Source organism: Brucella sp. 22210, from assembly GCF_052045675.1.
In the GTDB taxonomy this organism is placed as follows: Bacteria; Pseudomonadota; Alphaproteobacteria; order Rhizobiales; family Rhizobiaceae; genus Brucella.
In genome coordinates, this window is record NZ_JBQEPD010000173.1 from 1 (window position 1) to 461 (window position 461).

The following is a 461-nucleotide window of genomic DNA, read 5'->3' on the forward strand; positions in this document are numbered from 1 at the left end:
ATTTGATCCAGTTTCGCAAGAAGTTCGGCAAGGCCAATGTAACGTCTCTGGTCGAACGGGTCAGCCGCTTTACCGTCCTGTTGCGCAACAATGATCGTCAATCAAGGCCGGTGATGGACGGTGTGATTAGGGTACTCCAACCCCTGCCCCAAATGGCGCGTCGCTCGATCACCTTTGATCGTGGCACTGAGTTCACAGAATGGGCCTATCTGCAGGCAGGGACTGGATCACAAACGTGGTTCTGTGATCCGCAGTCGCCCTGGCAAAAGGGAACGGTCGAAAACACCAACAGGCGAACAAGACGATGGCTCCCCCGAGACCTTGATCCGCTAGCGCTCACTGACCGCGATCTCGTATTCATTGGAATAGCCCCCTAATTGCCCGGACAGTTTCTGCCACTTAAATAAGTGATAGGACTACTGTTCACATTATGACTGGTAATAGCATTAAGATGGAAATTC

The 461-nt window shown here is 51.8% G+C and carries 1 pseudogene; it reads left to right on the forward strand.

From position 1 onward, the window contains the following. Window positions 1-353, forward strand: a pseudogene (locus ACTJKP_RS27205) (IS30 family transposase); the annotation flags it as partial. Window positions 354-461: the final 108 nt, after the last annotated feature.